General features: G+C 34.7%; 1 protein-coding gene. It reads right to left on the bottom strand.

The genetic code is table 11. The annotated features are described in order from the left end of the window. A partial coding sequence (locus PPOP_RS21330; protein ID WP_006288140.1) for a DUF2975 domain-containing protein occupies nt 1-381 on the bottom strand: 381 nt, incomplete at its 3' end. Nucleotides 382-435: the final 54 nt, after the last annotated feature.

Below are 435 nucleotides of genomic sequence, written 5' to 3'. Positions count from 1 at the left end.
TAGTGATATTGGACCTGCTGGATCGTCACCTGTAACTTTAGAAAGCACTTTTAAACTTACTATCCCTAACACAATGAAGAAAATGACTGCAAAAGTACATTTCTTTATAACCTTCAAAGATTTAAGGGATAACTCAGAGAAAGCATTGTTCCTTTCAATATAGGTTAATAGTTTAAATGCTTGATACAACACAACAGAAAACGTAATACAGAATCCGTATGCACATACTAAAAAGGGGATTAGGAAGTATGCCGTATCTGGATGTACCCTTGCATCTCTAATGGCTATCTCAGGCAACCAAATACATAAAGCAAGCACAGCAATTCCAGCCAGAAAAATAATTACCTTTAAGAAAGTGGTTGAACCTCGTTTACCATTCATTTAAAACACCTCACTTATTTAATGACAACGTGATTTTATCACACAATTTATCGT

Origin of the sequence: Paenibacillus popilliae ATCC 14706 (assembly GCF_000315235.1) — a bacterium.
In the GTDB taxonomy this organism is placed as follows: domain Bacteria; phylum Bacillota; class Bacilli; order Paenibacillales; family Paenibacillaceae; genus Paenibacillus_B; species Paenibacillus_B popilliae.
Note: the sequence above shows the minus strand (reverse complement) of the source record. Positions and strands in the feature narration are given on the sequence as shown.